At 65.1% G+C, this 12,957-nt stretch carries 15 protein-coding genes; 6 read left to right on the top strand and 9 right to left on the bottom strand.

Translation table 11 applies throughout. From position 1 onward, the window contains the following. The first annotated feature begins 6 nt into the window (after positions 1 to 6). Entirely contained in the window at positions 7 to 282 is a 276-nt protein-coding gene (locus ACFWU2_RS15200; protein ID WP_072699135.1) for an Lrp/AsnC family transcriptional regulator, read from the top strand. A gap of 67 nt (positions 283 to 349) precedes the next feature. Here the strand turns inward: ACFWU2_RS15200 and trpD are convergent, their stop codons facing one another. Both trpD and ACFWU2_RS15190 read right to left on the bottom strand, forming a co-directional pair. Continuing rightward, positions 350 to 1,426 (bottom strand): anthranilate phosphoribosyltransferase, encoded by a 1,077-nt coding sequence (gene trpD / locus ACFWU2_RS15195; RefSeq protein WP_378607585.1) that lies wholly within the window; start codon positions 1,424 to 1,426, stop codon positions 350 to 352. Between the two features lie 62 nt (positions 1,427 to 1,488). Continuing rightward, positions 1,489 to 1,944 (bottom strand): hypothetical protein, encoded by a 456-nt coding sequence (locus ACFWU2_RS15190; RefSeq protein ID WP_378607583.1) that lies wholly within the window; start codon positions 1,942 to 1,944, stop codon positions 1,489 to 1,491. A 136-nt stretch (positions 1,945 to 2,080) separates the two neighbouring features. On the opposite strand from ACFWU2_RS15190, the gene ACFWU2_RS15185 reads away from it, so the two are divergent. The 4 genes from ACFWU2_RS15185 (at position 2,081) to ACFWU2_RS15170 (ending at position 6,421) form a co-directional block, all read left to right on the top strand. Further along, positions 2,081 to 2,695: a heme-copper oxidase subunit III gene (locus ACFWU2_RS15185; protein WP_378607581.1), complete on the top strand. Its 615-nt coding sequence runs from the start codon at positions 2,081 to 2,083 to the stop codon at positions 2,693 to 2,695. Between the two features lie 62 nt (positions 2,696 to 2,757). Next, positions 2,758 to 3,630: a cytochrome c gene (locus ACFWU2_RS15180; RefSeq protein ID WP_206036642.1), complete on the top strand. Its 873-nt coding sequence runs from the start codon at positions 2,758 to 2,760 to the stop codon at positions 3,628 to 3,630. Further along, entirely contained in the window at positions 3,627 to 4,757 is a 1,131-nt protein-coding gene (locus ACFWU2_RS15175) for a ubiquinol-cytochrome c reductase iron-sulfur subunit (protein ID WP_378607578.1), read from the top strand. Before ACFWU2_RS15180 ends, ACFWU2_RS15175 begins: the two co-directional genes overlap by 4 nt. Then, complete coding sequence (locus ACFWU2_RS15170; RefSeq protein ID WP_378607575.1) at positions 4,754 to 6,421, top strand: cytochrome bc complex cytochrome b subunit; 1,668 nt, start codon at positions 4,754 to 4,756, stop codon at positions 6,419 to 6,421. Before ACFWU2_RS15175 ends, ACFWU2_RS15170 begins: the two co-directional genes overlap by 4 nt. Positions 6,422 to 6,491: 70 nt before the next feature. On the opposite strand, the gene ACFWU2_RS15165 is transcribed toward ACFWU2_RS15170, so the two are convergent. The 4 genes from ACFWU2_RS15165 to ACFWU2_RS15150 all read right to left on the bottom strand — a co-directional run bounded on the left by ACFWU2_RS15165 (position 6,492) and on the right by ACFWU2_RS15150 (position 8,906). Beyond that, on the bottom strand, positions 6,492 to 6,884 hold the full coding sequence (locus ACFWU2_RS15165; protein WP_378607573.1) for a hypothetical protein: 393 nt from the start codon (positions 6,882 to 6,884) through the stop codon (positions 6,492 to 6,494). Positions 6,885 to 6,933: 49 nt separating this feature from the next. Beyond that, positions 6,934 to 7,077 carry a hypothetical protein gene (locus tag ACFWU2_RS15160; protein ID WP_378607570.1) on the bottom strand — a complete coding sequence of 48 codons (144 nt, stop codon included), beginning with the start codon at positions 7,075 to 7,077 and terminating at the stop codon, positions 6,934 to 6,936. Between the two features lie 65 nt (positions 7,078 to 7,142). Then, positions 7,143 to 7,745, bottom strand: a complete 603-nt coding sequence (locus tag ACFWU2_RS15155; RefSeq protein WP_378607567.1) for a hypothetical protein — start codon at positions 7,743 to 7,745, stop codon at positions 7,143 to 7,145. Between the two features lie 12 nt (positions 7,746 to 7,757). Next, on the bottom strand, positions 7,758 to 8,906 hold the full coding sequence (locus ACFWU2_RS15150; protein WP_378607564.1) for a zinc-dependent alcohol dehydrogenase: 1,149 nt from the start codon (positions 8,904 to 8,906) through the stop codon (positions 7,758 to 7,760). Between the two features lie 181 nt (positions 8,907 to 9,087). Between ACFWU2_RS15150 and ACFWU2_RS15145 the strand changes: the two genes are divergently transcribed. Beyond that, positions 9,088 to 10,002 (top strand): manganese catalase family protein, encoded by a 915-nt coding sequence (locus ACFWU2_RS15145; protein ID WP_378607561.1) that lies wholly within the window; start codon positions 9,088 to 9,090, stop codon positions 10,000 to 10,002. A 254-nt stretch (positions 10,003 to 10,256) separates the two neighbouring features. Here ACFWU2_RS15145 and ACFWU2_RS15140 read toward each other — a convergent pair whose 3' ends face one another. From ACFWU2_RS15140 to ACFWU2_RS15130, 3 genes are all read right to left on the bottom strand, one after another. Next, complete coding sequence (locus ACFWU2_RS15140) at positions 10,257 to 11,210, bottom strand: DUF808 domain-containing protein (RefSeq protein ID WP_378607558.1); 954 nt, start codon at positions 11,208 to 11,210, stop codon at positions 10,257 to 10,259. Positions 11,211 to 11,426: 216 nt separating this feature from the next. Continuing rightward, complete coding sequence (locus ACFWU2_RS15135; protein ID WP_169620203.1) at positions 11,427 to 11,843, bottom strand: cytochrome c oxidase subunit 4; 417 nt, start codon at positions 11,841 to 11,843, stop codon at positions 11,427 to 11,429. A 40-nt stretch (positions 11,844 to 11,883) separates the two neighbouring features. After that, positions 11,884 to 12,936, bottom strand: a complete 1,053-nt coding sequence (locus tag ACFWU2_RS15130; RefSeq protein ID WP_378607555.1) for a cytochrome c oxidase subunit II — start codon at positions 12,934 to 12,936, stop codon at positions 11,884 to 11,886. Positions 12,937 to 12,957 lie beyond the last annotated feature (21 nt).

Below are 12,957 nucleotides of genomic sequence, written 5' to 3'. Positions count from 1 at the left end.
GCCCTCATGATCAACGCCATCGTCCTGATCGACGCCGAAGCGCACCGTATTCCGGAGACCGCGCAAGCGGTGGCCGACCTGGCCGGGGTCGACAAGGTGTATTCGTGCGCCGGGGACGTCGACCTGGTGGCTCTGGTGCGCGTCCGCGACCACGAGCAGATCGCCGAAGTGGTCACGCGCGGCATCAACAAGGTCGAAGGCGTGACGAAGACCGTCACGCATATCGCTTTTCAGTCCTACTCGAGCGCGGACGTCGACGCGGGTTTCTCGATCGGCAGCTGATCCGCCCGGCGGACGACTGTGGGCCCGGACTCCGAAGAGTCCGGGCCCACCTTCAATTCGCGGACTTCTATGCTCCCGGAGCGGCACCGAGACGGGTGGTCACCTCGGACCACACCCGGAGGACTTCTTCGGCCCGGCCGCTGTCGATCGCGGCAGCAGCGGCCTCGAGTCCGGCCTCGAGCGCCTCCTCGAGACTGTCGCCGATCCCGCGGAACGCCGCGATCGCGCCGGCCGCGTTGAGCAGGACCGCGTCGCGCACCGGCCCGGCCTCCCCCGCCAGTACCGCACGGGCGATGGCGGCATTCTTCTCTGCGTCGCCACCGCGTAGCGCCTCGAGCGGTACCCGGGCGATGCCGAGGTCGGTGGGGTCGAGGGTGACGACCCGGACCTCTCCGTCCCGCACGATATGGACGGTGGAGGTGGTCGAGGTGGTGAGTTCGTCGAGGCCGTCGTCGCCGCGCACCACCAGGGCCGAGTTCCCGCGCTGGGCGAGCACACCGGCGACGGTGCCGACGAGGTTCTCGAATGCGCATCCGATCAGACCCGCGCGCGGGCGCGCGGGGTTGGTCAGCGGCCCCAGCACATTGAACGCCGTCGGGATGCCGATCTGCTTGCGCGGGGCCGCGGCGAAACGGAGTGCGGGGTGGTAGACCGGCGCGAAGCAGAATCCGATGCCCGCCTCGACCACCGACTGCGCCACCTCCTCCGGCCCGAGGTCGATGTGGACGCCCAGTGCCTCGAGCACGTCGGCGCCGCCGCTCTTCGACGACGCCGCCCGGTTGCCGTGCTTGACGACGCGGATCCCGGACGCTGCGACGACGATCGACGCCATCGTCGAGATGTTCACGGTGTCGGCGCGGTCACCGCCGGTGCCGACGACGTCGACCACATCGTTGTCGACGGGAACGAGCCGGGCGTAGCCGAGCATGGTGTCGGCCAGCGCGCGCAGTTCGTCGGGGGTTTCCCCTTTCATCTTCAATGCGACACCGAAGGCTGCGATCTGCGCGGCCGTCGCATTGTCGGAGAAGATCTCCTCCATCGCCCACTGTGCTTGTTCACGCGAGAGATCGTGCCCGGCAGTCAGCGCACCGAGGACCGACGACCAGGTCGTCACCGTCCCGTCCACCGCTCGAGTCGCGTTCATCGCACCTGACCTCGCCGCATGCCGCTCCCTACCGGGCACCGGTGTGCCCTCCGCCGCGAAGCTTAGTCAGGCGATACCGGGGGCTGTAGCGCGTCCCACCCCAGCGCGGTACCACCGAGTCGCTGCGCGAGCGAGACCATGCGGGACTTCTCCTGCGCGCAGTGCATCGCGTCCAGAACCTGGGTGCGCTGCAACACCAGTGCTCTCAGGCTTGCGTCCCCGGCGGGCGGCGTCTCCACCGGGGAGCCACCGACGGTATAGCCGTCCTGCGCGGCAAGCTCGACGGCTCGGCCGACGCTGTCGGGCGGAAGGGTGAGATGGTGACGCAGTACCGCCTCGTCGGATTCCGTCCAATACGGCTCCGATTCGGCACCTCGCGTCAAAGCCGCCGAACATGCCTCGGCGTCGTCGAACGAGGACACCACCACGACGAGATCCGTACGCTCCCTGTCGAGGGGGGCCCGGCGCCGGGACACCATCGCGCGGAGCCGATCCCACAAGCCACTTCCGGTACTCATTGCACCAGGTTCGCACGTCCCCGGAAGGCCCGCACAGTGACCCCACCAGGGAAATTATCGGGGCGCGACCAGCACTGACGCGCCTATTTCGGCCCCGATTGCCCAAGACGTACTACGACGGGTCATACTAGCCAGCGTGACGAGCGCAGTAGGGACTTCAGGATCTGCAATCACACAGCGCGTGCACTCGTTGAACCGGCCCAACCTGGTCAGCGTCGGCACCATCGTGTGGTTGTCCAGCGAGCTCATGTTTTTCGCAGGGCTCTTCGCCATGTATTTCGTGGCACGGGCGCAGGCGCCGGAGGGCATGTGGCCCCCGCCGCCCACCCACTTGAACCTGTGGCTGGCGGTTCCGATCACCACGGTGCTGATCGCCTCCTCCTTCACATGCCAGATGGGCGTTTTCGCCGCCGAGCGCGGCGACGTCTTCGGGCTGCGACGGTGGTACCTCATCACCCTCGCCATGGGCACGTTCTTCGTGCTCGGGCAGGGCTACGAATACATCACGCTGGTCGAGCACGGCACGACCATCTCGAGCAGCGTGTACGGCTCGGTGTTCTACATCACCACCGGCTTCCACGGCCTCCACGTGATCGGCGGCCTCGTCGCCTTCGTGTTCCTGCTGGTCCGTACCCGCGTCAGCAAGTTCACGCCCGCGCAGGCCACCGCAGCCATCGTCGTGTCGTATTACTGGCACTTTGTCGACATCGTGTGGATCGCACTGTTTGCCACGATCTATTTCATCCGTTAGCCAGCTGAACGCACAGGCAGCCCCCTGACGTCCAGTCCGTCCCAAAACAAAAAGGGATACAGATGAGTTCATCCCCACCTCTCGGTTCCGAGGGTGACATGCCCGGTCGATCCTCGACAGCTTCCGCTGCCAAGTCCCGCCGCCAGCGCAAATTCCGCCGGCGCGTCACGGGTGCCCTGGTTCTGGCGGTCGGCTTGCTCAGCGCCGGCTTCCTCGCCTCCGCGTTGACCCCTGCCCCGCAGGTGGCCACTGCGCAGGACGACCAGAGCGCACTGATCCGCGAGGGTAAGCAGCTCTACGAGACCTCCTGCGTGACATGCCACGGCATCAACCTGCAGGGTGTGCAGGACCGCGGTCCCACCCTGATCGGTGTCGGTGAAGCAGCCGTCTACTTCCAGGTGTCCTCCGGTCGTATGCCGGCCTCGCGCAACGAGGCTCAGGCGCTCCGCAAGGAACCGAAGTTCAACGCGGCCCAGACCGACGCACTCGGCGCCTACATCCAGGCGAACGGCGGCGGCCCGACGGTCATCCGTGACGAAGACGGCGAGATCTCCCAGTCTTCGCTCCGCGGCAACGACATCGGCCGCGGTTCCGAACTGTTCCGCCAGAACTGCGCCTCGTGCCACAACTTCACCGGCCGCGGCGGTGCGCTGTCGTCCGGAAAGTTCGCGCCGAACCTCGATCCGGCCAATGAACAGCAGATCTACACGGCCATGCTCACCGGGCCGCAGAACATGCCGAAGTTCTCCGACCGTCAGCTGACGGTCGAGGAGAAGCAGGACATCATCGCGTACGTCAAGTCGGCCAGCGAGACGACGAACCCCGGCGGCTACGGATTGGGCGGGTTCGGCCCGGCCGCCGAAGGTCCGACGATGTGGGTCATCGGCATTGTCGCCGTCGTCGGCGCTGCACTGTGGATCGGAGCAAGGTCATGAGTGGCGGCGAAACGCCGACTAACAAGCACTCGGTCGAGAACCTCGAACAGATGAGCCGCGACGACCTCGTCGCGCTCGGGACGAATCTCGACGGTGTCGATGTCGCATTCCGCAAGGATCGGTGGCCCGTCGAGGGCACCCGCGCCGAGAAGCGCGCCGAGCGAAGCGTCGCGATCTGGTTCGCGATCGCCGGCATCGCAGGTATCGCGTTCATCGCGATCTACCTGTTCTGGCCGTGGGAGTACCAGGGCCCGGGCGACCCGAACTACACCCTGTACAACCTGTACACCCCGATGCTCGGCCTGACCCTGGGTCTGTCGATCCTCGGTATCGGTGTCGGCGCGGTGCAGTTCACGAAGAAGTTCATCCCCGAAGAGGTGTCGATCCAGGATCGCCACGACGGTCCGTCCTCGGATGTCGATCGCAAGACGATCGTCGCCGAGCTGGCCGACTCGCTCGACACGTCGACGCTTCCGCGTCGCAAGCTGATCAAGCGCACCGCGATCTTCGGTGGCGGCGCACTCGGCGTCGGCCTGATCATGCCGCTCGGCGGCTTGATCAAGAACCCGTGGGCACAGGGCGACAAGTCGCCGCTGTGGGTCTCGGGCTGGACTCCGAACTACGAGGGCGAAACCATCTACCTGCGCCGCGACACCGGACGGCCCCAGGACATCGTCCTGGTTCGCCCGGAGGATCTCGACGCCGGCGGCATGGAGACGGTCTTCCCGTTCCGTGAATCCGACCGTGGCGACGACCATGCGCTGCTGCAGAGCCTTCGCGGCATCCGCAACGCCGTCATGCTCATCCGTCTGCGCACGGAGGATGCCGAACGCGCCATCAAGCGCAAGGGCCAGGAGAGCTTCAACTACGGCGACTACTTCGCCTTCTCGAAGATCTGCACCCACCTCGGCTGCCCCACCTCGCTGTACGAGCAGCAGAGCAACCGCATTCTCTGCCCGTGCCACCAGTCGCAGTTCGACGCACTCGAGTACTGCAAGCCGATTTTCGGTCCCGCTGCTCGTGCACTGCCGCAGCTGCCTATTACAGTGAACGAAGAGGGCTTCCTGGTCGCCAACGGTGACTTCACCGAGGCACTCGGCCCGGCATTTTGGGAGCGTCGCCCGTGAGTACTGCAACTCCATCCCGCGCCGCACAGGCCGCCGAGAATATCGATTCCCGGTATCACCTGTCGGCAGGCATCCGTCGGCAGATCAACAAGGTCTTCCCGACACACTGGTCGTTCCTGCTGGGCGAGATCGCGCTCTACGCGTTCATCATCCTGCTGATCTCCGGTGTCTACCTGACCCTGTTCTTCGACCCCTCGATGGCACACGTCGTGTACGACGGCGTCTACCAGCCGCTGCGCGGCGTGGGGATGTCCCGTGCCTACGAGACCACCCTGAACCTGTCCTTCGAGGTTCGTGGCGGCCTGTTCGTCCGGCAGATCCACCACTGGGCTGCGCTGATGTTCGCCGCGTCCATCGTGGTGCACCTGCTGCGCATCTTCTTCACCGGTGCGTTCCGGCGTCCTCGTGAAGCCAACTGGGTGATCGGCTCGCTGCTGCTCATCCTGGCGATGTTCGAAGGCTTCTTCGGTTACTCGCTCCCCGACGACCTGCTCTCCGGTACCGGTCTCCGCGCCGCGTTCTCCGGCATCACCCTGAGCATCCCGGTCATCGGCACGTGGATGCACTGGGCCCTGTTCGGTGGCGACTTCCCGGGTGACCTGATCATCCCGCGCTTCTACGTCCTGCACGTCCTGCTTGTTCCGGGCATCATCCTGGCGCTCATCGCCGCGCACCTCGCGCTGGTGTGGTACCAGAAGCACACCCAGTTCCCCGGCCCCGGCCGCACCGAGCAGAACGTCGTCGGCGTGCGCATCCTCCCGGTCTTCGCAGTGAAGTCCGGTGCGTTCTTCGCGATGACCTTCGCGGTCCTCGCGCTGATGTCCGGCCTTCTCCAGATCAACCCGGTCTGGAACATCGGCCCATACAACCCATCGCAGGTCTCCGCAGGTTCGCAGCCCGACATCTACATGATGTGGACGGACGGCCTGGCACGTATCTGGCCGGCATGGGAGCTGTACCTGTTCAACCGCTACACGATCCCGCAGCCGTTCTGGATCGCCCTGATCATGGGCCTGGTGTTCGTGATCCTGACGATCTACCCGTGGATCGAGAAGCGGTTCACCAAGGACGACGCACACCACAACCTGCTGCAGCGTCCGCGCGACGTGCCGGTCCGTACCGCCATCGGCGCGATGGCCCTGGCCTTCTACGCGGTCGCGACCATCATGTGCGTCAACGACATCATCGCGTACAAGTTCGACATCTCGATCAACGCGACGACGTGGATGGGCCGTATCGGCCTGGTCGTGCTGCCGCCGCTCGCGTACTACATCGCCTACCGGTTCTGCCTGGGCCTCCAGCGCAGCGACCGCCAGGTCCTCGAGCACGGCATCGAGACGGGCATCGTCCGTCGCCTGCCGCACGGTGAGTACGTCGAGATCCACCAGCCGCTCGGCCCGGTGGACGAGCACGGCCACCCGATTCCGCTCGAGTACCAGGGCGCCGCGATCCCGAAGACGATGAACCGTCTCGGTACCGCCGGTAAGCCCGGGGCCGGCAGCTGGTGGCGTCCGGACCCGGCTGAGGAGACGGCTGCACTCGAAGCCGCTCATCACGAGGCCGAGGCCGAACTGCGCACCACGCTCCGTGAGTACCAGGAGCGCGTGCACGGCGAGTCGAACGGTTCCGAGACGACGACGAACCTGCCCGACACGAAGCACTGACCGGCACGTTTCATCACGAGTGGGGCCCCGAACCTTCCAAGGTTCGGGGCCCCACTCGCGTGTACGGAGGCTAACGCTTCCCTACCGCACGGGCAGCCTGCATCCCCCAGCACGCGAGCACCGCGGCTTCCATCGCGGCGTCGAGCAGGTAGGTCTTCGGGATCCTGCCGGCGGGCACGTAGATCAGGTCCACGGCCAGGAGAGTCGCGGCCGTGGCCACGCCCACCCGCCGAGCGTGGCGGTGCCCCTCGGGAGTGTCCTCCGCCCGTAGTTGCGCGATGCCATTGCCCACGAGAAGTCCGGCGACCGTGTATTGCAGCCATCGGTCCACCTTCGACCCGAAGACGGCTTCGAAGCTCCGCCGGTGCAGGAGTGGCCACAAGCCTCCGGCCACATTCAACGATCCGTTTAGCCTGGCAAGGTGGTGGCCGAGTGCGTCGCCACGCGGTGCGATTGTCTTCATCGTGCTGCCTTCCCCGTGGTCGGGTTCCATCCCCCACCGGTTCCGCGGCTCACCCGGGATCGGTCTCCTCCGGATCGTCTTCCCCTTCGGCCTGGTCGGGCTGCAGAGGAGCGTTGGATCGGAGATTCTCGGGATCGGCGTCCGGATCCTGGTTGGGGTCGTAGCCGTCGGCAGGTCCTTCGGTGCTGGTCATGAATATCGGGTTTCCGATGTCGGGCCAGCCAAACCTGCCGTCCGGTGCGTCGCTGGGCCGGCGTGTCAGTGCCGGCGGGCGTACAGCTTCGACACCGTCCGTACCGCAACGCCGAGTCCCGCACCGAGAGCCATGAGCCACGGCGTGCCGACGAGGATCGGATCCATCCAGCGGTGGGAATTGTCCACTCGGGTCCTGTCCGCAAGTGCCTGGGACCCGCCGTGAGTGAACTCGGCTCGGATGCCGGTTTCGGTGACGGGGTTGTCCGGACGCCCGGAGACGAACGAGCGCAGATGAGACTCGACCGCGTCGACGCGGTCTGCCCCGAGCAGGAGCAGCCAGTGCGCGGCACGAGCTTCGCTGAAACGGCGATAGGCGTACTTGCGGATCACACCGGACAGGCCTTTGGGTGGGCACGACGTACCGAAAACCGGCGTGACGAAGGCATGCTCGACAGAGCGTTCCCGAGGCCACCTCTCCTCCTGGCGCTCGGGAAAGGTCCAGTGGGCACCGGACGCCTCGGGGTCGAAGCGCTCTCTCGGCACCGACGGACGGTCCGCAGGATCGATATCGACGCCCCATCCGGGGATACGCGCGCGCAACGCGGCGGCGTCCGGCGGTTGTGGCGCGCTCGGAACATAGGCTTTCGGGAGTTGGTGTTCAGCCATAGCACAGCCCTCTCATCCAGCATCCGGCACAATGACCGGCTTGATGCACTCGTCCAGCTTCGCGGAGAAGATGTGGAATCCCTCGGCGATGTGTTCCAGCGGAATCCGGTGCGTAACAAGCTCGTTGGGCTTGATGTAGCCGTTACGGATGTGTTCGAACAAACGCGGCCATTGGCGTTTGACGGGGCACTGATTCATACGCAGGGTCAACCCCTTGTTCATCGCGTCACCGAATTTCACGGCGCTGAACATCGGCCCGTACGCCCCCATAACGGAGACGGTTCCGCCCTTGCGGACCGAATCGATGGCCCAGTTCAGTGCGATCGGCGATCCACCCTGCAGCTTGAGTTTCGCCGACGTCACGTGTTGCAGAAGGTTTCCGTCGGCTTCCGCTCCTACCGCGTCGATGACGACATCGGCTCCGAGGTAGTCGGTGGCCTTCTTCATCTGCACGACGATGTCGTCGTACTCCGCGAAGTTGTAGGTCTCCGCGTGAGCGAAGGTGCGCGCCTTCTCGAGTCGATACTCGAGATGGTCGATCACGATCACACGGCCGGCGCCCATGAACCACGAACATTTCGCGGCATACAGCCCGACCGGACCGGCACCGAAGACCACGACGGTGTCGCCCTCGGTGATGTCACCCAACTGCGCGCCGAAATAGCCTGTCGCCAGCGCGTCGGTGCACATCAGTGCGTCTTCGTCGTCCATCCATTCCGGGATCGGTTCGGGCCCGACGTCGGCGAACGGCACTCGCACGAATTCGGCCTGGCCTCCGTCGTATCCGCCGCACGTGTGCGAGTAGCCGTAAATGCCGCCTACCGCCGTGGCGTTCGGATTGACGTTGTGGCAGTTGGAATACAGTCCGCGTGCACAGAAGTAGCAGGATCCGCAATACACGTTGAACGGCACCATCACCCGGTCTCCAGGCTTCAGATTCCGGACCGACGGCCCGACTTCGTGCACCACGCCGATGAACTCGTGACCGAAGGTCATCCCGACACGCGTGTCGGGCATCATGCCGTGGTACAGGTGCAGGTCCGAACCGCAGATAGCCGCTCTCTGCACGCGGACGATCGCATCGTTCGGGTGCTCGATACGCGGGATGTCCTTCTCTTCTACCCGGACCTTGTAGGGCCCCCGGTACACCATCGCTTTCAAGTCGCCTCCCGGCTCTCCTCGGTTTCTGCGTGGCAGGCGAGTACCCGCTCGGATACGTCCGATGCACGACCAGGCCGATCAGTTCCCAGGACATTTCACGATCTCGGAGGTTTGGCCCCGTTTCGCGGTGGTACCTCCTCCACCGCAGGGCACAGAATTCCCGACACGAAGGGGAGAGAAATTGTTCCGCCACACAGATCACCTCCAGTTCGACGTCAAACCCGAGAAACCGGATCCCGTATACGCCCGTAAACTCCAAGAACTCATCGGCGGCGCCTACGGCGAAATGACCGTCACCATGCAGTACCTGTTCCAGGGATGGAACTGCCGGATGCCCGGCAAGTACAAGGACATGATCATGGACGTCGCCACCGAAGAAATCGGCCACGTCGAAATGATCGCCACCATGGTCGCCCGACTGCTCGAAGGCGCACCCGCGACGGAATCGACCAAGAGTGCCGCCGCCGATCCCGTGGTCGCTGCCGTGCTCGGCGGGATGGACCCGCAGCAGGCCATCGTCTCCGGTGGCGGACCGACACTCTCCGACAGCAACGGTGTGCCGTGGAACGGACGGTTCATCGTCGCGAGCGGTAACTTGCTCGCCGACTTCCGGGCCAATGTCGCGGCCGAAGCGCAGGGCCGGGTACAAACCGCGCGTTTGTATCACATGACCGACGACCCGGGTGTCAAGGACATGCTGAAGTTCAACCTCGCGCGCGATACGTACCACCAGAATCTGTGGCTCGCGGCGATCGAGGAACTGCAGGCCGACGGGCTCGAACCGTCCCCGATCGCGCCGAACGCGTTGTTCGACGAGGAGCATTCCGAACATGCCACGAGCCTGTGGCATCTGTCGGACGGTGTCGCGTCGGATCAGGGTAGGTGGGCGCACGGTACCGGTCCCGACGGGTCGACTCCGATGTCGTTCCTGGCTGATCCGGTTCCGCTGGGTGATGTGGGCAGTGCGCCGCCGCCGGATCCGAAGCTGTATGCGACCTATGACGGGTCGCAGGGTAAGCCGCGTTCGGCTGCGTTGGGTACGGAGAAGGGCATGATGGGCAAGATGAAGGACGCCCTCGACCCCGACACGCCCTGACCTGAACACCTGCGCGGGTCCGCTTCCCACGGGATGCGGGCCCGCGCCGTCGTCGGAGCGCACCTCGCATGTGAAGACCCGGATGTGAAGACCCCGCCGGCGCATGCGCCGACGAGGTCCTCTCGGAAGGTTCGCAACGCGTGCGACTGCGAACCGGACACGGTGACCACCGCTCGTGGCCAAACCTGGATATCCAGACGGCGCGGGCTCAAACAGACACAACGCGAAACGCCGAGTTTCAGTGCACCGAAGTCTCAGTGCGCCGAGGACGTCTTCTTCCGCTTCGGGATCAGGTGCATCACCAGGACCACCAGTGCGCCGAGAGCGAGCCCGACGAGTGCCGAGGCCACGGTCCCGGCAGTCCAGGACAGAATACCGCCGAACCCACCATGGACAAGATCACCGAACCAGTGCTCGAGATCGTGAAGCCGGTCGGCGGGCCAGTGGAATCCGGCTTCGCCGACATTGATGATCAGGATGTGTCCGCCGACCCACAGCATCGCGGCGATTCCCACGACGGTGAGTACGGCCATCACCTTCGGCATCGCGGCGACGAGTCCCCGGCCGACCCGCCGAGCGAACGACGACTGTCGCTGGGCGAGCGACAAGCCCACGTCGTCCATCTTCACGATCAACGCGACCACGCCGTACACCAGCGCGGTGATGAGGATCGCTACGACGATCAGAACCATCAGCCTGGTCACGAACGGTTCGGATTCGACCGACGACAGCGAGATCACCATGATCTCGGCGGACAGGATCAGATCGGTCCGGATAGCTCCGTTGACCATGGTCTTTTCGAGTTCGGGTCCGCTCTTCGGTGCGTCCGCGGTCTCGTCCTCGTGATGGCCTCCGGTGAGGGCCTCGTAGACCTTCTCCGCTCCCTCGTAGCACAGGAACAGGCCGCCGGCGATGAGAAGGTACGGCAGCGCTTGCGGCAGGAATTGGCTGAGGATCATCGCCACCGGGAGGATGATCAGGAGCTTGTTGCGGATGGAACCGATCGCGATCTTGCGAATGATCGGCAGTTCCCGGTCCGGGCTGAATCCGTGCACGTAGCGGGGAGTGACCGCGGTGTCGTCGACGACCACCCCCGCGGCCTTGACGCTCGCGCGTCCGGCCGCTGCGCCGACGTCGTCGATGGACGCCGCTGCTGCTTTCGCGAGCGCCGCGACGTCGTCCAGCAGGGCGACGAGACCACCAGCCACGAGGAACCTCCACAGTTCGGTCGATCGAGCGACGCGCGGTCGCGGGTCGACCTTCAAACGGTAGCCGATCGCCCGCCCGGCCCGACAGCCCGTGGGTACCTGGCCGGGCGAGCGACGACCGCTCACCTCGAGGAGACTACGAGTCGGGTGAACGGCGCCGACGACAGCGGGCGCCACACCCGAAGGTGTGGCGCCCGCTGTGGAGTATGAACTCGCTCAGTGCTTCTCGGGACCGATGTGGTACTCGAACACCAGGCCGGCCGAAGCCGCGAGGATCAGCACCACGGCACCCGCGATCATCCATGGCTGGAAGAACGCCAGCGAGATGGCGGCGAAGGATGCCGACGCAGCCAGCAGGATCGGCCAGAAGCTGCCCGCGCTGAAGAATCCGAGGTCGCCGGCGCCATCGCTGATCTCGGCATCCTCGTAGTCCTCGGGGCGGGTGTCGAGACGCCGAGCCACGAACCGGAAGTACGTTCCGATGATGAGGGTCAGTCCGGCGGAGAGCACGATGCCGGTGAGACCCGCCCACTCGATGCCCGTACGGGACAGTCCTGTGAAGGTTCCGTACACGATCGCGACGAGCACGAAGAACACCGTCGTCACTTCGAAGAGCTTGGCTTCGATTTTCATATCAGCACTTGTCCTTGTCGATGAAAGGCGAAGAGACGGGTCACTCGCTGGCGCCGGAGGCGGAACGGTCGGTGCGATCGGTCTTGAACGGGACCGTCGACGTGGCGACGGGGCTCTGGCCGATGGCCTCGAGTGCGGCGGCGTTGGACAGACCCTGTCCGCCGTCCTCGACCGGCTTACGAAGTTCGATGAAGCGTGCGAAGTCCTCCGGGCTCACCGCACGGACCTCGAAGTTCATCATCGCGTGGTAGGTGCCGCACATCTCCGCGCAGCGACCGACGAAGGCGCCCTCACGCTCGATCTCCGAGATCTGGAAAACCGGGTCGGAGTTGTTCTGGATCGGGTTCGGGTTCACGTCACGCTTGAACAGGAACTCGGGGACCCAGAAGGAGTGGATGACGTCCGACGACGCGAGGTAGAACTCGATCCGCTTGCCGGTCGGAAGGACCAGGACGGGAATCTCGTTGCTGGTGCCGATCGTCTCGATCTTGTCGTAGTGCAGGTAGGACAGGTCTTCGACCGGGGCACCGTGGATCGGGCCGAGTTCGGCGTGCGCATCCTCCGCGTTCGGGATGTCGATCTGCACTGCTTCCTCGGCGGCCTCGTCGATGCCGTTGTACGGCTGACTTCCGTCCTGGAGGTCGATCGAGCGGTAACCGAACTTCCAGTTCCACTGGAAACCGGTGACGTCGACGACGACGTTGGGGTTGTCTTCCTTCTCCAGGACGTAGTTCTGCACCACGACCGTGAAGTAGAAGAGGACACACACAGCAACGAACGGCGCCGCCGTGTACGCGAGCTCGAGCGGCACGTTGTATGCCGTCTGCCGCGGGAACTCCGGGGAGTCCTTCCGTCGCCGGTAGGCGATGATCACCCAGAAGGTGAGGGCCCACACGAGAATTCCCATGACGAGGGCGGCGACAACCGACCACGTCCACAGGTCACGCATACGCTCGGCTTGGGGGGTCACGCCCTCCGGCCAGCCGAAACGAAGGACTTCTTCGCTCGAACACCCGGTCAGCACCAAGGCTGCAATGCCGAGTGATGCTGCGAGCCCGAACCGCCGAAGGATCCGACCTTGCGCCACGTTCACGCCTTCCTGATCGCTGCAATT

Source organism: Rhodococcus sp. NPDC058639 (assembly GCF_042717545.1).
Lineage (GTDB): Bacteria > Actinomycetota > Actinomycetes > Mycobacteriales > Mycobacteriaceae > Rhodococcus.
The sequence above is the reverse complement of the archived record's forward strand: the minus strand, read 5'-3'. Positions and strand labels throughout refer to the sequence as shown.